The following is a 17,627-nucleotide window of genomic DNA, read 5'->3' as shown; positions in this document are numbered from 1 at the left end:
GGGCCATAAAACTGGAGGGTCTGAAACCGGGGTGGATGTGAAACCTGAGCAACTGATCCTTTGGAGGGACCAAACCATGATGAACTTTTTCAAGAACTTCTCGAAAGACGAAGACGGCGCAGTGACGGTTGACTGGGTCGTTCTGACCGCAGCGGTCGTGGGCCTCGGCATCGCCGGCGTCGCCACCATCCAGGGTGGCATCGACTCCGCCGCGACCACGATCTCGACCGACATCGGCAACAACATCGACAACACGGCAACCGCCGAGCAGTAATCTCCCCGCGCGCCCCCTTGCACCCACCGGGCGGCAAGGGGGCGCGTTTGCCGACCTCGCAGGGCCGTGTCCGGTGCGGACACGGCCCTGCGTATACGTTGTAACGAGTATTTGAGCCGGGTCGCGCCCCCGGCACCCGGGGCCATGTGCAGCACCGGGACAGCATCACGAGGTATGCAGATGCGCAGAACGATCACCACATTCCTGCTCCAGGAAGACAGCGGCGCCGTCACCGTGGACTGGGTCGTGATCACGGCGATCGTTACCGCGCTCGGCGCCTTGGTGATGGTCCTGTTCGTCGAGGGCGACAATGCCGCCACCAAGGCCATCGCCGACCGGCTGTCGCGCGTATCGAACGAGTGACCGTACGCACGCCGCGCAACCTCCCATGTTTTGCCACATTCAACCTGTATTTCGCAGGGATGATCCCCGGCTGAAAACCGGGAATCGGCCGTGTGCCGTAAGAATTGGAAAGGAAGACGCAATGCGCTTGATCTTCGGACTGGTCCTGCTGGTCGGTATCGGCCTTGCAGGCTTTGCCACCTACATGGCGAAGAATTACATCGAGCAATACCAGCAACAGCTCGCTCAGGAGCGCAAGCAGCGCGCCCCGGAGATCGAGACCGTTGATGTCCTGGTGGCAGCGCGCGACCTGAAATACGGTGAAAAGCTGGAAAAGGACGCGGTGAAAAGCGTGAAGTACCCCAAGTCGTCGCTGCCCGAGGGTATCTTTACCGAAGCCACAGCCCTCTTTCCCGAGGAGGCGCGCGATCCGCGCGAGGTGCTGCGCAGCATGGTCGAGGGCGAGGTGATCCTCGCCGGCAAGGTGACCGACCCGGGTGAGCCCGCGGGCATCGGATCGCGGCTCGCGTCCGGGATGCGCGCCTTCGCCATCGAGGTGGACGCCAAGAGCGGCGTTTCGGGCTTCCTGCGTCCCGGCGACCGGGTCGATGTCTACTGGACCGGCTCTGTCGGCAAGGGCAACATGCGCACCGAAGGCAATTCCACCGGTAGCGTGACCAAGCTCATCGAGTCCCGGATGCCGCTTGTCGCCGTCGACCAGAGCGCTGACATGGACCGTGACGAGGCCCGCATCGCGCGCACCGTGACGGTCGAGGCAACCCCGCAGCAGGTCGCTTCGCTCGCGCAGGCACAATCCACCGGGCGGCTGTCACTGTCGCTCGTCGGCGCGCTCGACCAGACCACGTCGGAGGTGATCGAGGTCGATCAGTATCGCCTGCTCGGCATCGAGGCCGCCGAAGCCCCCAAACCGCCGCAAATGGAAGAAGAGCGCTGCACCATACGCACGCGCCGCGGCTCCGAAGTCGTGATGACCCCCATCCCCTGCACCAACTGAGGCGGCGCACGCGCCCCACCATCGGGGCCGCCTTCGGGCGGCCACCGGGTATTCCGGGCGGGCAGAAACGGCACAGCGAGGATCAAAGACGGCGCGAATCTCATTGATTCCTTGCAAAATTCGCAATTCTCGCGCAGAGTGACGCCAAACGCGGGCGCAAGACCCGGACAAGAGGCGTGATCGGAGAGGCAGGTCACATGAGCATCAGGACCATTCTACACTCGGCCCTCGCGGTCGCGCTAATCGGCGCAGGTGTGAGCGCGCTGCCTGCCCATGCCGAAAGCGTGCGCGTCGTGCGCGGCGATGCGACCAGCAATATCAACGTCGCGATGAACCGCGCGGTCGTGGTGGAAAGCGACGTCTCTTTCGCCGAGCTGAGCATCGCCAACCCCGCCATCGCCGATTTCTCGACCCTGTCGGACCGCACCATTTACGTTCTCGGCAAGGCGCCGGGGCGCACCACGCTGACGCTGTTTGACGGCACCGGGCGGCTCATCACCAATATCGACGTTCACGTCAGCACCGATATCGCCGAGTTCAAGGAACGCCTCCGCCAGATCCTGCCGGGCGAAAAGATCGAGGTGCGCACCGCCAATGACGGCATCGTGCTGTCGGGCACGGTGTCGAGCCCGACGCGCCTGCAACGCGCGCTCGATCTCGCCGAGCGCTACGCGCCCGAGCGCGTGTCGAACCTCATGTCGGTCTCGGGCAAGCAGCAGGTCATGCTCAAGGTCCGCTTCGCCGAAATGCAACGCACGGTGTCCAAGGCGCTGTCGACCTCGCTTTCCGTCGATGGCCTGTCGTCACTCACCGGCGAGGGGGTGGGGGTCGCGGGCGCGCGACTCGGCACCAACCAGATCGGCGGCGGCGATACCGTCGTGCCCGGAACCATCAACAACCAGACCGCCGCCGGCACCGCCTTCATCGGCTTCGACATCGGTTCGGTCGAGCTTGGCATCCTGCTCGAGGCGCTAGAGACCAAGGGCGTCGTGCGCACCCTGGCAGAGCCCAATCTCACCGCCCTCTCGGGCCAGGAAGCAAGCTTTCTCGCCGGGGGCGAATTCCCCATCCCCGTGGCGCAGGAAGAGGGCACGATTACCGTCGACTACAAGAAATTCGGGGTCGAACTGAAATTCATCCCGCGCGTGCTCGACGATGGCGTGATCAACCTCGAAATGGCGGCGGCGGTGTCATCGATCGACGACAGCCAGCAGGTCAATGCCGGCACGATCACGCTCCCCGCCTTCCGTCGACGCGACACCTCGACCACGGTCTCGATCCGTGACGGCGAGAGCTTTGCCATCGCCGGGCTTCTGCAGGACGATTTCCGCGACAACAATGCCCAGGTGCCCTGGCTCGGCGACGTGCCGGTGCTGGGCGCGCTGTTTCGCAGCGCCGATTACCTGCGTGCACAGAGCGAACTCGTCATCATCATCTCGGCACATCTCGTCTCGCCCACGCGCGGCGAGGCGCTGGCGCTGCCCACCGACCGGGTGCGCCTGCCGTCCGAGGGCGATCTGTTTCTGGGCGGGCGCGTGATGCGTGACGCACCGAAATCCGGTGCCGCGGGCGAGGTCGCCCGGCAGGATTTCACCGGGTCCTACGGCTACGTGATGGAATGACAGGGGGCAGGGCGATGAAACGGTATCTGGCGATCTCCGGTCTTTTCGTCACGGTGGCCTGCGCGTCACCTGATGGCGATGTCGTCCGCTCCTATTTCGGCGAAGCGGGATCGCTCGTCGATAATGGTGCCTTCGGCGAGGCGTCGATGAACAACCACCTCGTGATGACCGGCGAGCGGAGCTATGTCTTCGACCTTGCCAACCGCTTCGCCAGCGAGGTCGACAGCACGGTGAACTTCTCCTTCGATTCGGACGTGCTCGACGCCGGCGCGCGCGACACCCTGCGCGAACAGGCGCACTGGATCCGCCAGTTCCCCGAGGTGCGCTTCCGCGTCTACGGCCATACCGACGCTGTCGGCCCGGAGGCTTATAACAAGTCGCTCGGGCTGCGCCGCGCACAGGCGGTGGTACGCTACCTCGCCAGCCAGGGGGTCGGCCGCGACCGGCTCGAGGCGGTCGCCTCCTTCGGCGAAACCCAGCCCCTGATCGTCACGCAAGGCCGCGAGAGGCGCAACCGCCGCACCGTGACCGAGGTCTCGGGCTTCGTCGGCTCGCACCCGATCGTGATGGACGGCAAGTATGCCGAAGTGGTCTATCGCGAATATGTCGAGAGTGCGACCTGGGAATCCACCGTCACGCTCGATGCCGAGACAGCAGGCGGTGGCAGCGGCGAGCAATAGCCCCACCCCATCAGATCGGCCCTGCCCGAGACCCGCCGCACCAGGCAGGTCTTTTTGTCTTCGGGCTTCCTACAATTACGATCTTTTGGCCAAAATGTCGCCCACATTAACGGCCATGTTTCCATTATCGAGCAATGCCCCGCGCCGTCTGACGCGACCGATCCGCGCCCCGCCCCCTTTGCGGTGTGCGATCCGACGTGCCGGACGGAGAGGGCCCCGACCGACAATAGTGGTGAGTTTCAACATGACCCAGACCGACACAACGCCGATCCGCGCCTGCACCATCAGCAGGGATGTGCAGAACTTCGACCTGCTCATCGAGGACATGGAGGCCACCCTCGGCGAGGCCTGGGGCGATCTGGGCTTTTCCGAGGCGCTGGCCTTCCTCAACCAGCCCGAGGCCGAGACCCTCGAATTCGTCGCGCTGGCGATGGACGAACACGACGAAGACGACCTGCCGCTGATGAACCAGATCATCCTCGTTGCCGCCCAGCGCGGAATCAAGAGCATCCTCATCGCCGAGGATGTCAGCCCCGCCGCGCTCCACCAGCTTCTGCGCAACGGGGCCGACGAATTCGTGCCCTACCCCCTGCCAGAGCGCGAGTTGCAGGCCGCCATAGAGCGGCTGCGCACGCCCGCCCCTGCCGCTGCAACCACCACCAAGGCCGAGCGTCTGCCCGAGGCCAGCGCCGAAGGCGGCGTGATTCTCGCCGTGCAGGGGCTCGCCGGGGGCACCGGGGCAACCACGCTCGCGGTCAACCTCGCCTGGGAACTGGCCAATATCAACAAGGCAAAGCCGCCGCAGGTCTGCATTCTGGACTTAAGCCTGCAATTCGGCTCGGTCGCCACCTTCCTCGACCTTCCGCGCAGGGACGTGGTGTTCGAGATGTGGTCTGATACCGAGCGACTCGACGAGGACGTGTTCCGCCAGGCGCTCGTCACCTTCGAGGACAAGCTGCGCGTGCTGACCGCGCCCACAGATATCCTGCCGCTCGACATAATCGGCTCCGACGACGTGACCCGCGTGCTCGACCTCGCGCGCCGCCATTTCGACTACGTCATCGTCGACATGCCCACCACGCTGGTGCAATGGACCGAGACGGTGCTCAACCAATGCCAGATCTATTTCGCCACGCTCGAGCTCGACATGCGCTCGGCGCAGAACACCCTGCGCATCAAGCGCGCGCTCCAGGCCGAGGACCTGCCGCTCGAGAAGCTGCGCTACTGCCTCAACCGGGCGCCGAAATTCACCGATATCGGGGCGCGGTCCCGCGTCAGGCGGTTGGCCGAAAGCCTCGAGATCGGGCTCGAGCTTCAGCTTCCCGATGGCGGGCGCGCGGTGTCGCAAAGCGCCGATCACGGGCTGCCGCTCGCCTCGACCGCCGCCAAGAACCCGCTGCGCCGCGAGATCGCCAAGCTCGCCCAATCGCTGCACGAGCTCGGCCGCGACGAGGCCGAGGCCGCCTGAGGAAAGGACGCCACAGATGTTTTCGCGCTACAAGAAGTCAGGCGGCGCCACCCCTGCGCCCAAGGCCCCCACCGCGACGGCCAACAAGCCCGAGCCCGCCCCCAAGGTCACCAGCCTGCGCAGGCCGCCGCAGAAATCGGCGGCGGCGCCTGCGCCCGAGGACAAGGAACGCAAGCGCAAGGAGCGGCTTGGCGAGATCAAGATCGAGCTTCACCGCGCGCTGCTCGACAATCTCAACCTCTCCGCGCTAGACACCGCGACCGAGGCCGACCTGCGCGCCGAGATCACCGCCATTTCCTCGGAAATCCTCCAGGAAAAGGGGATCGTGCTCAACCGCGAGGACCGCGCCCGCCTGACGCAAGAGCTCTACGACGAGGTCAAGGGCCTCGGCCCCCTCGAGACGCTGCTCAAGGACGACACGATCAGCGACATCCTCGTGAACGGCCCGCACCAGATCTTCATCGAGCGCGAGGGTCGGCTCGTGGTGAGTGACGTCACCTTCAAGGACGAAAAGCACCTCCTTCGCATCATCGACAAGATCGTGAGCGCAGTCGGCCGCCGGGTGGACGAATCGAACCCCTACGTCGACGCCCGCCTCGCCGACGGCTCGCGATTCAACGCGATGGTGCCGCCCATCGCGGTGGATGGCAGCCTCGTGTCGATCCGCAAATTCAAGAAGGACAAGCTCGGCATCGACGATCTCGTGCGCTTCGGCGCCTTTTCCGAGGAAATGGCCGCCTATCTCCAGGCCGCCGTCGCCTGCCGGCTCAACATCGTCGTCTCGGGCGGCACCGGTTCGGGCAAGACCACCACCCTCAACGCGCTCAGCTCGTTCATCGACAATGCCGAGCGCATCCTCACCGTCGAGGACACCGCCGAATTGCAGCTTCAGCAGGCCCATGTCGGCCGCATGGAGACGCGCCCCCCCAACGTCGAGGGCAAGGGCGAGGTGACCGCGCGCGACTGTATCAAGAACGCGCTCCGGATGCGCCCCGACCGGATCATCGTCGGCGAGACGCGCGGCGAAGAGGTGATCGACATGCTTCAGGCCATGAATACCGGCCATGACGGCTCGATGACCACGATCCACGCCAACAACGCGCGCGACGCGTTCAGCCGTCTGGAAAACATGGTCGCGATGGCCGGGATCGAGATGCCGCTCAAGGCGGTGCGCAACCAGATCGCCAGCGCCGTCAACGTCATCGTGCAGGCCAACCGCCTGCAGGACGGCTCGCGCCGGATGACCTCGATCACCGAGGTGACCGGGATGGAGGGCGAGGTGATCTCGATGCAGGAGGTGTTCCGCTTCCAGCGGGTCGGAATCTCGTCCGAAAACAAGATCCTGGGCCATTTCACCGGCACCGGCGTGCGCTCGCACTTCACCGAGCGCTTCCGCCTGTGGGGCTACGACCTGCCGCCCTCCATCTACGAACCCATCGCGGCGGAGTAAGACAATGAGCATAGGTGCCGAACCGATCATCTACGGCCTCATCTTCGTCGGCGTTCTGGTGCTTGTCGAGGGGCTCTACCTCACCGTGTTCGGCCGCTCCATCAGCCTCGACAAGCGGGTGAACCGACGGCTCGAACTGCTCGAGAAGCACGGCAACCGCGAGCAGGTGATGGAAACCCTCCGCAAGGAGATGGAGCAGCACCTCAAGGCGCGGCGCGTGCCGCTCTACGCGATCCTGTCGGTCAAGGCACAGAAGGCGGCCATCGCCTTCACGCCCAAGCAGATCGTGATGATCATGGCCGCCACGGGCGTCCTTGCCTTTCTCGGGCTGACCATCGGCACCGCCACGCCGCTGCCGGTGCGGATTCTGGTCTCGGCGGCCATGGGCGTTGGCGGCGTCTACATGTGGATTTCCCTGAAGGCATCCAAGCGCATGGGCATGCTCGAGGAACAGCTCCCCGACGCGATCGAGCTGATGGTGCGCAGCCTGCGGGTGGGCCACCCGTTTTCCTCGGCCATCGGGATTGTCGCCAACGAGGTGTCCGACCCGCTCGCCACCGAGTTCGGCGTGATCGCGGACGAGGCCACCTATGGCCGCGATATCGGCGAGGCGCTCAAGGACATGGCCGAGCGGCTCGACATGCAGGACCTGCGCTTTCTCGCGGTGGCGGTGACCATCCAGCAGCAGGCCGGCGGCAACCTGGCCGAAATCCTCTCGGGGCTGGCCAAGGTCATCCGCGCGCGCTTTCGCCTGTTTCGCCGCGTTAAGGCGATCACCGCCGAGGCGCAATGGTCGGGCAAGTTCCTGTCGGGCTTTCCGCTATTCGCCATCTTCGGCATCCAGATGATCAAGCCCGACTATTACGACGAGGCGATGGACCACCCCTGGTTCATCCCGGCGGTGCTGATCGTCGGCGTATTCCTCGTGCTCAACGTCATCGTCATGCGCGCCCTTGTGAACATCAAGGTCTGAAAGGTCTTTCATGCCCCTGCCCCCCGCCATCATCCCGCTGCTGATCGACAGCCTCGGCCCGTTCGGTCCGGTGATCGCGCTGGGCGGCTTCGGTGTCCTTCTGATGTTGGTCACGCTGGGGTTCATGCTCCAGCAAAAGCCCGACCCGCTCGACAAGCTCAAGCAGTATCAGCCCGGCGCCCAGGCCGCCGCGGGCCCACGCAAGGACACGCTGCGCGCCAAGCGCCAAAACAAGAAGCTCGACAAATACGCCACCTTCCTCGAGCCGCAGGACTCGAAGCAACTGAGCGAGATGCGTCTCAAGCTGATGCAGGCGGGTTACCGGCATCGCGACGCGGTGCGCTATTTCCACGCCGCGCAACTGGGGCTGGCGCTGGGGTTTCTGGCGCTGGGGATCCTCTACTTCCTGCTGTTCAAGGCCGGCGGCGAGACCGATATCAAGACCTCCATCGCCTATATCCTCGGCCCCGGCCTGGTGGGCTACATGATGCCGAAATACTGGGTCACAAAGCGCCAGCAAAAACGCCAGGAAGAAATCCAGGACGGCTTTCCCGACAGTCTCGACATGATGCTCGTCTGCGTAGAGGCCGGGCAGTCGATGGACCAGGCAATCATCCGCGTGGCCAAGGAAATCCGCTCCTCCTACCCCGCCCTGTCCGAGGAATACGAAATCGTCGCGCTCCAGATGAAGGCCGGCCGCGACAAGCCCTCGGTGCTGAGCGAGATGGGTGACCGCTGCGGCGTGCAGGACATCTCCAGCTTCGTCACCACCCTCATCCAGTCGCAGACCTTCGGCACCCCGGTGGGCGACGCACTTCGCGTCTATGCCGGCGAGATGCGTGACAAACGGGTCATGCGCGCCGAGGAAAAGGCCAACAAGCTGCCCACCCAGATGACACTGGTCACGATGACGCTTACAGTGCCGCCATTGCTGATCATTCTCGTCGGACCTTCGATGCTCGACATCATGAAGCTGTTCACGATGGGCAAGTGAAGAAAGGGGCACGATGGCGGGACGGTTGGCGGCGGCTCTGGCGTTCGCGCTGATGCTCGCGTCCTGCACCCCGGCCCCACCCCAGGGGCCCTTCCCGCCCGGTGCCGCCCCGGGCAAACCGGTGGCGGTCGATCCGCTCCTGGTCGGGCACCGGCTGATGGACGCCGGCGAATTCGAGCTCGCGCATCGCGCCTATACGCGCGCCGGCGCCGATCAGGGCCTCACCGCCGACGTGCTCGCGGGGCTGGGCACCGCCAATCTCGCGATGGGTCGGCTCGGCACCGCCGAACGGCTCCTGCGCCGCGCCATCGAGAGCGACGCGGCGACGCCGGAAATGTGGAACAATCTCGGCGTCGTGCTGGTGGAAAAGGGCGATTTCCTTGAGGCCGAGCAGATGCTGCGCCGCGCCTATGCGCTCGACAATGGCACCAGCGACGCGATTCGCGACAACCTGCGTTTGGCTCTCGCAAAATCGCGGGATTCCAGCTATGATGACAATGTCGAACAAGAATACAAAGTGGTGCGGCGCGGTGGAGGCAAATACCTCCTGCGCAAGATACCATGACGAGGCCGAGGCAGTAAAAGGACGCAAGAATGCGCCATTCCATCCGGATCATCCTGTGCGCGACGGGGGCCGTCGCGCTGTCCGCCTGTGCGCCGACCCCGGGCGAAGAGGTCGATCGCGCCCTGCGCGACATCAACGTCATCGACGAAAGCAACCTCAACGAGGTGATGCTGCAATCGTCCGACCCCGCCGAGGCGGTCGCCTATTTCCAGCGCGCCACGGCCAATGATCCCGACCGGATCGACCTGATGCGGGGCCTGGGAAAATCGCTCGTGCGCGCCGGACGTGCCACCGAGGCGGTCGCCACTTGGGAAAAGGTCACCGATCACCCCGACGCCGCCGACACCGACAGCGTGGCGCTGGCCGATGCGCTCATCCGCAACAACGAGTGGGACCGCGCAGCCAAAGTGCTCGACACGATCCCGCCGACCGTCGAGACCTATAACCGCTACCGGCTCGAGGCGATGATCGCCGACAGCGAGGAAGACTGGGACAAGGCCGACAGCTTCTACCAGACCGCCGTCGGGCTCACCACGAAGCCGGGCCCGGTGCTGAACAACTGGGGCTATTCCAAGCTCAGCCGTGGCGACGCCGCCGGGGCCGAGCGCCTGTTTGCCGACGCGGTACGCCAGGATCCGGGGCTCTTCACTGCCAAGAACAACCTCGTTCTCGCGCGCGGCACACAGGGCAATTACGCCATGCCGGTCCTGCCGGCCACGCAGGAGGAACGCGCGCAGCTTCTCTACACGCTGGGCCTCGCGGCGGTGAAACAGGGCGATGTCGCCATCGGCCGCGGCCTGCTGCAAGAGGCGGTCGAAACCCATCCGCAACATTTCGACGCCGCCGTGCGCAGCCTGCGCGCGCTCGAAAGCGGCACGGGCTGAGGCCGCCTCATGGGCTTTGACACACCGGCCACGGCGGCGCTCTGGTTCCTGATCTTCGCCGCGCCGATCTGCCTGTGGGTGGCGTGGAGCGACCTGCGGTCGATGAAAATCCCCAACAAGGCGGTGATCGCGCTGGTCTGCGTCTATCTCGCGGTGGGGATCGCGGTGCTGCCGCTCCCCGACTACCTGTGGCGGCTGAGCCACCTCGCCGCGCTGCTGCTCGTGGGGATCGGGGCCAATGCCGCCGGGCTGATGGGCGCGGGCGATGCCAAGTTCATCGCCGCCGCCGGGCCTTTCGTGGCCTTGGGCGACGCATCCGCGGTCATGCTGCTCCTCGCGGGCGTGCTTCTGGCGGCCTTTGCCACCCACCGCCTCGCACGGATGAGCCCGCTGCGCCGCCTCGCCCCCGACTGGGTAAGCTGGCATTCCGGCCGCCGCTTCCCGATGGGGCTCGCGCTCGGGCCGGCGCTCGCGCTCTACCTCGCGCTCGCCGCACTCCACGGGGCCTGACCGCGCCGCCGCAGGACCGCCCGGCGCCAGCCACATTTTGCACAAACTCGGCCCTCATGATGTGCCCGTTAAACGGGTATCGAGGGCAGATCAGCGCCATGAACATGCAAGCCACGACCGGGGTGCAGCCCCCGCCGCCGCCCAACCGCCTCGAGGAAATGCGGCTGCCGGTGGTGATGATGCGCGACATCCTGCTCAAGACGATGTTTCGCAAGAACCTCGACCTCGTCAGCGAAATCGCCGACGCCATCTGCCTGCCGCGCGCCGTCACGCAAGAACTTGTCGATCTCTCGCGCACCCAGCGGCTCGTGGAGGCCACCGGCACACTGCACGCCAACTCGGGCGGCGAGATGGGATTTCAGCTCACCGACGCGGGCAAGACCCGCGCGCTCGACGCACTCAGCCAGTCGGAATATTTCGGCGCCATGCCGGTGCCGCTCGACGTCTATGCCGACCAGGTCAAGCGCCAGTCGATCCGCAACATCCAGATCACCCGTGACCAGCTTACCTCGGCGATGGGCCACCTCGTGCTGCCGCCCGCCCTGCTCGACCATCTCGGCCCGGCGGTGAGCGCCGGCCGCTCCATCCTGATGTACGGGCCCCCGGGCAACGGCAAATCCTCGATTTCCAACGGCATCCGCGACGCGATGGGCGACAAGGTCTATGTGCCCCGCGCCATCGAATACGCGGGCCAGGTCATCACCGTCTACGACCCGATCGTGCATTCCGCCGCCGAGACCGAGACCGACGATCCCAGCAGCTTGCGCCGCCGCCGCACGTTTGACACCCGCTACGTGCGCTGCGAGCGCCCGACCGTCGTCACCGGCGGCGAGTTGAGCCTGTCGATGCTCGACCTGGTCTACAACCCCGTGGCGCGCACCTACCAGGCGCCGCTGCAGCTCAAGTCCACCGGCGGCATCTTCATCGTCGATGACCTCGGCCGTCAGAAAGAGCCGCCGCAATCGCTCATCAACCGCTGGATCGTGCCGCTGGAGGAATCCAAGGACATCCTCGCCCTGCAATCGGGCGAGAAATTCGAGGTGCCGTTCGACACGCTGGTGATCTTCTCCACCAACTTCCACCCCAACGAGATCTTCGACAAGGCCGCGCTGCGGCGGATCTTCTTCAAGATCAAGATCGACGGGCCGACCCAGGCCGATTTCCTCAAGATCTTCGCGATGGTCGCCAAGAAGAAGGGCATGCCGCTCGACGAGGCCGCGCTCATCCACCTCGTCAAGGAAAAATACCCCACGATCAACAGCGTCTATGCCAATTATCAGCCGGTTTTCCTGATCGACCAGATGATCGCAATCTGCGAATTCGAGGGCATCCCCTACCAGATGACCCCCGACCTGATCGACCGCGCATGGGCCAACATGTTCGTGCGCGAGGAGGAGATCCAACACTGACGACGGTGGGCGCCGGGCAGTTGTGGCCTTGAGCGGACATTGCCGTAAGCCGCGCCATCGACAGGCCGCGGGCTGGCGATCCGACGGATTTTCAGGGCGCTTTATGCCTGCCGAATCCGAAAAACCTGCAATCGGTGCGCGAGCTTAGACAAATCGCCAGTCCGGGGGGCGGCCTGGCGATGGCGCGGCGGGCTTCGCCCTCGATTCCGCGCCAGGGGCAAGAACCGAACGGCAGCCCAAGGCCCTTCCCAGCCGCGACAATCCACGCCCTCACCCGCCGAACAGCACCCCGCGCGCCAGCGCCTGCCCTGTGCGCCACAATAGCCCCGCGATGATCGCCACCAGCACCGCCAGCAGCCCGAAGCCGATCGCCGCATGCGCGCCCGATCCCACCGCTTCGGCATGCGTAAAGCTCGCCACCGTCACCGCCGCCACCGGAAAACTCAGCGCCCACGACGATAACGAGAACGACAGCGCCGCAAGGCGCGGAATCTGCGCCGCCACGATCAGAACGAACAGGTAGGCGAGGTTCAACAGCACCCGGGCAAACGCATCGACGTCTCCCACCAGCCCCACCCAGGCGAGGTAGCCCACGGCGGGCGGCGCCACGAGGATCACCAGCGTCGGTTGCAGCCGCTCGGGCAGCGGGTCGTGAAAGATCAGCCGGTTCATCACCAGCGTCAGCAGCACCACCCAGAACATCAGCCCCACCGCGGCAAAGAACCAGCTCACCTCCACATAGCCCATCGGCACCCCCGCGATGGCCACGATCACGTTGCCCACGGCAGGGATGAACCACGCGGGCGTCAGGTGCCCATGCTCGAAGGACCGCGACCCGATCCAGCCCGACACCACCGCCAGCGTCAACACAAGCTGCGCCGGGACCGCCACCAGGAACAGGGCGTGCGCGATCCCCGGCACCACGTCGAGCATCACCAGCGAGAACAGCACCAGCGAGATCGAGATCGCCGGAAAGAAGGCAAGGCTTACCGGGTGCCGCCATTCCTCCGCCACGGTGCCGGGATGGCGCACCGCCTTGGCAAGATAGGCCACCGCCACGACGCCGAATACCGCCAGCGTCAGCACATGCGCCGCCCCCGAGAGAAAATGCGTGAGCCCCGCCGCCGCCTCACCCGCCCGCAATGCGAGCGTGAAGCCACACAGCCCCATCACCACCGTGAACAGCGTCACCGGAACCTGCGCCAGCACCACGCCGCTACGCACCCGCGCCGATCGTCACCTCGACGGGTGGCAGCCCGTCGATCTCGCCTTTCAGGCGATTGCCCGGCACCACCGGGCCGACGCCGGCGGGCGTGCCGGTATAGATGAGATCGCCGGGCGCCAGGTGATAGAAGCGCGACAGGTGCGCGATGATCTCGGGCACCGACCACACCATCTCTGACAGCCGCGCATCCTGCGCCACGCGCCCGTCCACCGACAGCCGCAGCGCCTGCGCGCCAATCTCGCCAAACCGCGCTTTCGGCGTCAGCGCCCCCATGATCGCCGCGTTCTCGAAATCCTTGCCCAGGTCCCAGGGCCGCCGCTTCTCCTTGGCCGCGCCCTGCAGGTCGCGCCGCGTCAGGTCGATGCCGCAGCCATAGCCCCAGACAGCATTCATCGCCTCTGCCTCGCTCACTTGATACGCCTCCGTGCCCAGCGCCACCACGAATTCCATCTCGTGATGGCAGTCTTCGGTGCCCGCCGGATAGGCGATGGTCGCGCCCGACAGGCACAGCGCATGCGCCGACTTGGTGAAATAGAACGGCGCCTCTCGATCCACCTCGTTGCCCATCTCTGCGGCATGGGCGGCATAGTTGCGCCCGACGCAGAAGATGCGCCGCACCGGATAGCCGCGCGCGTCGCCCTCGATGGGCACAAGCGGCGGGGCGGGGATGTCGAAAAGTGGCTCGGTCATCGGGATCTCCGGTGCAAAGGATTGGAATTGCGCCCGTTATGCGCCCCACCTGCAGCAGTGTCAAAAGGGCCGCAGCCCAACGCACGCCACAGCCGGGTTCGTTTTCATATTGCCGCAGGCGACCCTTCCGTTTGACGGCAGGCACTTTTGGTGGGCGACACCTGGGAAGATGTGCGCGGTGCTGCATGGGGCCGTTCAGGGCCTCTTGCTGCCATTCGCCTGCCTCCTGCCCCGCGCGGAATAGAGGCGCGTTTACGCGCCGCCGCGCGAGCGCCCGCCCGCCCCATCGGGCGGGCGCTGCGCGGCTCATCGCTAAATGCCCAACGACCGCTCCAGGCCATTCACAACACCCACACCGGCGTGCGCAGCCCTCGTCTCGCGGCCGGGCCGGGGCCGCGCCCCGATTACCCCACGCGCCGCCCCTGCGACCACGCGGCGCGCACCGCCGGCACGTCGCCGCGCAGCCCAAACCACACCAGGTCGGCGCGCGTTCCCGCCTCGATCCGCCCCCGGTCCTCCAGCCCCGCGGCCAGCGCCGGACCCGAGGTCACCGTGGCCAGCCCCCGCGCCATGTCACCCCACATCACCCCCAGCCGCACCGCACCGTAGAGCAGCGCCGAGGGCACGTAATCCGACGACAGGATATCCAGATGCCCCGCCTCCGCCAGCTCGCGCGCCGCCACGTTGCCGGAATGCGATCCGCCCCGGATCAGGTTGGGCGCGCCCATGATGACGGCAATCCCGCGCGCGTGGCAGGCCCGCGCCGCCTCTGCCGTGGTGGGAAACTCGGCCAGCCGGATGCCATAGCCTTCCGATACCGCCACCTGTTCCTCGGTGGTGTCGTCGTGGCTCGCCAGCACCGCGCCATAGCGCGCCGCATGCGCCACCGCCGCCGCCTCGTGCCGGTCGCCATGTGCCTCGCGCAGCGCCCGGAGCTGTGCGATATGCGCGGCAAATCCCGCATCGTCCAACCCGTGCTTGCCCTTCACATAGGTCTCGAGCTTGGCCATGTCGCGAAACTGCCGCTGCCCCGGCGTGTGGTCCATCAGGCTCACGATCCCCACCCGGTCCTGCGCGCCAAAGGCCTCCATCTCCGCCTCCAGCGTCTCCGAACAGACCTCGGCGCGCAGGTGCAGGAAATGGCTGATGCGCAGCGCGCTGCCCGCCCGCAGCGCCCACAGCTCGTCGGCCAGCCCCCGCGCATAGGCACCATACCGCCCCACCCCCGTGGGGATCGAGCCCACGCGCATCGCGTCGAACACCGTGGTGATACCCACGCTGGCCAGTTCGGCATCATGCGCAAGGATCGCCGCCTCGTGCGGCCAGTCCACGCCCGGGCGCGGCTGGATATGCCGTTCCAGGTTGTCGGTGTGCAACTCCACCAACCCTGGCGCCAGGTAATCGCCGCCGCAATCCACCGCCCCCCGCGGCACGCCCGCGCCCTCGCCGATCTCGGCGATCCGCCCGTCCCGCAGGCGCAGCGACCCGCGCCGCACCTCGTCGGGCAGCACCAGCATGGCATTGGCGAGGATGGTTTCTTCTGTCATGTCACCGTCACGCTTTCCTGCAAGAGATCGGTCCAGCGATGACAAGCCCCATGCCCTTCACCCGCTACGCCGTCTATGTCACGCCCCCGCCGGGGCCCCTGTCCGATTTCGGCGCGGCGTGGCTCGGATGGGATCCCGTGCGCGGCACCACCGTGCCCCACCCCGACATCCCCGACCTGCCCGCGCCGCTCAGCGACCTCACCGACGCGCCCCGTAAATACGGGCTGCACGCCACGATGAAACCGCCCTTCACCCTTGCCCCCGGCGCGACCGAGGCGGCCTTGCGCGACGCCTTCGCCGCCTTCTGCGCCGCCACGGCCCCGGTCACGCTCGACGGCCTCGCCATCGCGCCCTTGGGCCGCTTCCTCGCGCTCCTGCCCGAGGGCGACGAGACGGCCATCAACACCCTCGCCGCCGCCTGCGTCCGCGCGTTCGAGCCGTTCCGCGCCCCCCTCACCGAGGCCGAGATCACCCGCCGCCGCGCAGGCGGGCTCACCCCCGAGCAAGACTCCCGCCTGGCACAATGGGGCTATCCGCACGTGATGGCGGGATTCCGCTTTCACATCACCCTCACGGGCAAGCGCCCCAAGGCCGAATTGCCGGCCCTGCGCGCCACGCTCACGCAACACTTCGCGCCGCTCCTGCCGCGCCCGGTCCCGGTCGACGCGCTCTCGCTCATGGGCGAGGATCGGCAGGGCCGTTTTCACCTGATCCATCGTCACGCCCTCACCGCGTAAATCCCGTCCAGCGCCCGCCGCGCAAGCCGCTCCACCGGCGCATCGGTGTCGATCTCGACCACCGGCCCCACCCCTTCGGGCAGCGGCTGCACAGCACCCGCCAGCCGCTCCTCGATCTCCGCGCCCGCCTCGCGCCCCCGCGCCGCCAGCCGCGCGGCCAGCACCTCGCCTGAGGCTACCAGGTGCAGCACGGCAAAGGGCTGAAACCGCCCCTGCGCCTCGACCAGCGCCCCGCGCGACAGGTTGACCAGCAGATCGCGCCCGCCCGCGAGGTCGAGCCCGATCCCCACCGGCACGCCATAGCGCAGCCCGTGCGCCCGCCAGTGCAACGCGAATCCCCCCTCCTTCAGCCGCGTCGCGAATTCCGCCTCGCTCACCGCCTCGTGCCCCTCGCCGCCCGGATCGGCAGGCCGCGTGATCACCCGCCGCACCCGGCGCAGCCCGGGCCGCGCGGCGACCATCGCGCGCATCAGCGTGTCCTTGCCCACGCCCGACGGTCCCACCACGGCGATGAAACGGCCCCGGCTCATGCCGCACCGCGCGCGGGCGTAAACGCCCCCACGTCCACCTCGCGATCGCAGACCCGCGCCCGCGCCTGTGCATCGTGGAAAATCCCCAGGATCGCGGCCCCGCGCGCCTTGGCCTCCTCGATGAGCGACAGCACCACCTCGCGATTGCCGGGATCGAGGCTCGCCGTCGGCTCGTCGAGCAGCAGCACCGGAAAGTCATGCACGAACCCGCGTGCGATATTCACCCGCTGCTGCTCCCCACCCGAAAAGGTCGTCGGGCTCAAGTCCCACAGCGCCGCCGGGATGTTGAGCCGCTCGAGCAGCGCCTCGGCCCGCCCCAACGCATCACCGCGCGCCACGCCCAGCGCCAGCAGCGGCTCTGCCACCACCTCGCGCGCGGGCACCCGCGGCACCACCCGCAGGAACTGGCTGACATGGCCCAGCCGCTCGCGCCTGAGCTTGATGATCTCGCGCGGCTCGGCGCCCGCCACGTCCACCCCCGCTACCTCGATCCGTCCCTCGGTAGCGCGGTAGTTGCCGTGGATCATCCGCATCAGCGTCGATTTGCCAGCGCCCGAGGCACCGGTCAGCGCCACGCACTCGCCACGCCCCACCCGCAGATGCGCCCCCGCCATCACCTCGATCACGGCCCCGCCCTGGTTGTGCAGGACGAACCGCTTGCCCAGACCTTCGACCTCGATCATCTCCCATCCCTTCTTCTTGGCAAAAATAC

At 66.8% G+C, this 17,627-nt stretch carries 19 protein-coding genes; 14 read left to right on the top strand and 5 right to left on the bottom strand.

Going from position 1 to position 17,627, the window contains the following annotated elements:
* The 13 genes from AC13D8_RS07065 to AC13D8_RS07005 all read left to right on the top strand — a co-directional run.
* Positions 1-274: Flp family type IVb pilin (locus AC13D8_RS07065; protein WP_482968262.1), on the top strand; the 274-nt coding region annotated here is incomplete at its 5' end.
* Between the two features lie 180 nt (positions 275-454).
* The gene (locus AC13D8_RS07060; RefSeq protein ID WP_482968261.1) at positions 455-637 is read left to right on the top strand and encodes a hypothetical protein; all 183 of its coding nucleotides are present in this window, start codon (positions 455-457) and stop codon (positions 635-637) included.
* A 121-nt stretch (positions 638-758) separates the two neighbouring features.
* Positions 759-1,631, top strand: coding sequence for a Flp pilus assembly protein CpaB (gene cpaB, locus AC13D8_RS07055; RefSeq protein ID WP_129434166.1), 873 nt, complete (start codon positions 759-761; stop codon positions 1,629-1,631).
* Positions 1,632-1,828: 197 nt separating this feature from the next.
* The gene (locus AC13D8_RS07050; RefSeq protein ID WP_482968260.1) at positions 1,829-3,253 is read left to right on the top strand and encodes a type II and III secretion system protein family protein; all 1,425 of its coding nucleotides are present in this window, start codon (positions 1,829-1,831) and stop codon (positions 3,251-3,253) included.
* Between the two features lie 14 nt (positions 3,254-3,267).
* A complete protein-coding gene (locus AC13D8_RS07045) occupies positions 3,268-3,933 on the top strand; it encodes an OmpA family protein (RefSeq protein WP_482968259.1) in 666 nt (221 codons plus the stop codon).
* 244 nt (positions 3,934-4,177) lie between these two features.
* Entirely contained in the window at positions 4,178-5,401 is a 1,224-nt protein-coding gene (locus tag AC13D8_RS07040) for a CpaE/TadZ family protein (protein ID WP_482968258.1), read from the top strand.
* A 16-nt stretch (positions 5,402-5,417) separates the two neighbouring features.
* Positions 5,418-6,851 (top strand): TadA family conjugal transfer-associated ATPase, encoded by a 1,434-nt coding sequence (locus tag AC13D8_RS07035; protein WP_482968257.1) that lies wholly within the window; start codon positions 5,418-5,420, stop codon positions 6,849-6,851.
* Between the two features lie 4 nt (positions 6,852-6,855).
* Positions 6,856-7,824 carry a type II secretion system F family protein gene (locus AC13D8_RS07030; protein WP_482968256.1) on the top strand — a complete coding sequence of 323 codons (969 nt, stop codon included), beginning with the start codon at positions 6,856-6,858 and terminating at the stop codon, positions 7,822-7,824.
* Positions 7,825-7,834: 10 nt separating this feature from the next.
* Entirely contained in the window at positions 7,835-8,818 is a 984-nt protein-coding gene (locus AC13D8_RS07025; RefSeq protein WP_482968255.1) for a type II secretion system F family protein, read from the top strand.
* Between the two features lie 13 nt (positions 8,819-8,831).
* A complete protein-coding gene (locus AC13D8_RS07020) occupies positions 8,832-9,383 on the top strand; it encodes a tetratricopeptide repeat protein (RefSeq protein ID WP_482968254.1) in 552 nt (183 codons plus the stop codon).
* Positions 9,384-9,412: 29 nt separating this feature from the next.
* On the top strand, positions 9,413-10,267 hold the full coding sequence (locus AC13D8_RS07015) for a tetratricopeptide repeat protein (protein ID WP_482968253.1): 855 nt from the start codon (positions 9,413-9,415) through the stop codon (positions 10,265-10,267).
* A gap of 9 nt (positions 10,268-10,276) precedes the next feature.
* A complete protein-coding gene (locus AC13D8_RS07010; protein WP_482968252.1) occupies positions 10,277-10,777 on the top strand; it encodes a prepilin peptidase in 501 nt (166 codons plus the stop codon).
* Between the two features lie 98 nt (positions 10,778-10,875).
* The gene (locus tag AC13D8_RS07005) at positions 10,876-12,186 is read left to right on the top strand and encodes an ATPase (RefSeq protein ID WP_482968251.1); all 1,311 of its coding nucleotides are present in this window, start codon (positions 10,876-10,878) and stop codon (positions 12,184-12,186) included.
* Between the two features lie 270 nt (positions 12,187-12,456).
* Here AC13D8_RS07005 and AC13D8_RS07000 read toward each other — a convergent pair whose 3' ends face one another.
* The 3 genes from AC13D8_RS07000 to AC13D8_RS06990 form a co-directional block, all read right to left on the bottom strand.
* Positions 12,457-13,410, bottom strand: coding sequence for an SLAC1 anion channel family protein (locus AC13D8_RS07000; RefSeq protein WP_482968250.1), 954 nt, complete (start codon positions 13,408-13,410; stop codon positions 12,457-12,459).
* The gene (locus AC13D8_RS06995; protein WP_482968249.1) at positions 13,403-14,101 is read right to left on the bottom strand and encodes a fumarylacetoacetate hydrolase family protein; all 699 of its coding nucleotides are present in this window, start codon (positions 14,099-14,101) and stop codon (positions 13,403-13,405) included. The genes AC13D8_RS07000 and AC13D8_RS06995 overlap by 8 nt, the downstream gene beginning before the upstream one ends.
* A gap of 404 nt (positions 14,102-14,505) precedes the next feature.
* The gene (locus AC13D8_RS06990; protein WP_482968248.1) at positions 14,506-15,648 is read right to left on the bottom strand and encodes an alpha-D-ribose 1-methylphosphonate 5-triphosphate diphosphatase; all 1,143 of its coding nucleotides are present in this window, start codon (positions 15,646-15,648) and stop codon (positions 14,506-14,508) included.
* Positions 15,649-15,698: 50 nt separating this feature from the next.
* Between AC13D8_RS06990 and AC13D8_RS06985 the strand changes: the two genes are divergently transcribed.
* Positions 15,699-16,385 (top strand): DUF1045 domain-containing protein, encoded by a 687-nt coding sequence (locus tag AC13D8_RS06985; protein ID WP_482968269.1) that lies wholly within the window; start codon positions 15,699-15,701, stop codon positions 16,383-16,385.
* On the opposite strand, the gene phnN is transcribed toward AC13D8_RS06985, so the two are convergent.
* Together phnN and phnL are read right to left on the bottom strand one after the other, a co-directional pair.
* A complete protein-coding gene (phnN, locus tag AC13D8_RS06980; protein ID WP_482968247.1) occupies positions 16,367-16,915 on the bottom strand; it encodes a phosphonate metabolism protein/1,5-bisphosphokinase (PRPP-forming) PhnN in 549 nt (182 codons plus the stop codon). The genes AC13D8_RS06985 and phnN overlap by 19 nt on opposite strands.
* Entirely contained in the window at positions 16,912-17,598 is a 687-nt protein-coding gene (phnL, locus tag AC13D8_RS06975) for a phosphonate C-P lyase system protein PhnL (RefSeq protein ID WP_482968246.1), read from the bottom strand. The genes phnN and phnL overlap by 4 nt, the downstream gene beginning before the upstream one ends.
* Positions 17,599-17,627: the final 29 nt, after the last annotated feature.

This window comes from Roseovarius sp. B-10 (assembly GCF_056859295.1).
The sequence above is the reverse complement of the archived record's forward strand: the minus strand, read 5'-3'. Positions and strand labels throughout refer to the sequence as shown.

Excerpts from the sequence above, each read along its gene's own strand:
- phnL (WP_482968246.1), bottom strand. The coding sequence starts at position 17,598 with ATGATCGAGGTCGAAGGTCTGGGCAAGCGGTTCGTCCTGCACAACCAG.
- AC13D8_RS07030 (WP_482968256.1), top strand. The coding sequence starts at position 6,856 with ATGAGCATAGGTGCCGAACCGATCATCTACGGCCTCATCTTCGTCGGC.
- AC13D8_RS07005 (WP_482968251.1), top strand. The coding sequence starts at position 10,876 with ATGAACATGCAAGCCACGACCGGGGTGCAGCCCCCGCCGCCGCCCAAC.
- AC13D8_RS07015 (WP_482968253.1), top strand. The coding sequence starts at position 9,413 with ATGCGCCATTCCATCCGGATCATCCTGTGCGCGACGGGGGCCGTCGCG.
- AC13D8_RS07050 (WP_482968260.1), top strand. The coding sequence starts at position 1,829 with ATGAGCATCAGGACCATTCTACACTCGGCCCTCGCGGTCGCGCTAATC.
- AC13D8_RS07025 (WP_482968255.1), top strand. The coding sequence starts at position 7,835 with ATGCCCCTGCCCCCCGCCATCATCCCGCTGCTGATCGACAGCCTCGGC.
- AC13D8_RS06995 (WP_482968249.1), bottom strand. The coding sequence starts at position 14,101 with ATGACCGAGCCACTTTTCGACATCCCCGCCCCGCCGCTTGTGCCCATC.
- AC13D8_RS07060 (WP_482968261.1), top strand. The coding sequence starts at position 455 with ATGCGCAGAACGATCACCACATTCCTGCTCCAGGAAGACAGCGGCGCC.
- phnN (WP_482968247.1), bottom strand. The coding sequence starts at position 16,915 with ATGAGCCGGGGCCGTTTCATCGCCGTGGTGGGACCGTCGGGCGTGGGC.
- AC13D8_RS06985 (WP_482968269.1), top strand. The coding sequence starts at position 15,699 with ATGCCCTTCACCCGCTACGCCGTCTATGTCACGCCCCCGCCGGGGCCC.
- AC13D8_RS07035 (WP_482968257.1), top strand. The coding sequence starts at position 5,418 with ATGTTTTCGCGCTACAAGAAGTCAGGCGGCGCCACCCCTGCGCCCAAG.
- AC13D8_RS07010 (WP_482968252.1), top strand. The coding sequence starts at position 10,277 with ATGGGCTTTGACACACCGGCCACGGCGGCGCTCTGGTTCCTGATCTTC.
- cpaB (WP_129434166.1), top strand. The coding sequence starts at position 759 with ATGCGCTTGATCTTCGGACTGGTCCTGCTGGTCGGTATCGGCCTTGCA.
- AC13D8_RS07020 (WP_482968254.1), top strand. The coding sequence starts at position 8,832 with ATGGCGGGACGGTTGGCGGCGGCTCTGGCGTTCGCGCTGATGCTCGCG.
- AC13D8_RS06990 (WP_482968248.1), bottom strand. The coding sequence starts at position 15,648 with ATGACAGAAGAAACCATCCTCGCCAATGCCATGCTGGTGCTGCCCGAC.
- AC13D8_RS07045 (WP_482968259.1), top strand. The coding sequence starts at position 3,268 with ATGAAACGGTATCTGGCGATCTCCGGTCTTTTCGTCACGGTGGCCTGC.
- AC13D8_RS07040 (WP_482968258.1), top strand. The coding sequence starts at position 4,178 with ATGACCCAGACCGACACAACGCCGATCCGCGCCTGCACCATCAGCAGG.